At 63.9% G+C, this 563-nt stretch carries 1 protein-coding gene; it reads right to left on the bottom strand.

From position 1 onward, the window contains the following. Positions 1–563, bottom strand: a 563-nt coding sequence (locus DEQ92_RS21605; RefSeq protein ID WP_147299559.1) for an AMP-binding protein, incomplete at both ends; no start/stop codon positions are given.

A 563-nucleotide genomic window follows, 5' to 3' on the forward strand; every position in this document is an offset into this window, starting at 1 on the left:
TGCCCGTGGGGCCGCGTACGGTGAGCATCCCGGCTTCACCGCGGGGGAGCTCCTCGCCCGTGTCAGGGTCGATGACCTTACACTCGTACCCGGGCACCGGATAACCCGTCGCGCCGGGGTCGATCTCTTGGCCCTCGCGGTGGCTCACGAAGATGTGGAGCATCTCCGTCGTGCCGATCCCGTCGTAAATCTCGAAACCGTAGCTGTCTTTGAAGTTGTTGAACGTGCTATGGGTCAGTGGTTCGCCGGCGCTCATCGCCATCCGCAGCGAGGACGTATCGTACTCCTCGGGGCCGTCCGGGTGCTTCGAGAGCATCTGGTTGTATGCGGTCGGGATAGAGCACAGGATCGTGATCCCGTGGTTCTCGACGGCTTCGAGGAGGTCACCCGGCGAGGCGTTCTCGACGAGACTCGACGTGGCACCGAAACGCAGCGGGAACGTCACCAGGTCCCCGTAGCCGTAGGCGAAGGGTAGGGGTGGATTACCCCCGAAGACGTCGTCTTCGGTCGCGTTGAGACAGTACCGAGCGTACGCGTCGGCGGTCGAGAGCACCTGTCGGTGC

The organism is Haloferax sp. Atlit-6N (genome assembly GCF_003383195.1).
GTDB classification, from domain to species: domain Archaea; phylum Halobacteriota; class Halobacteria; order Halobacteriales; family Haloferacaceae; genus Haloferax; species Haloferax gibbonsii.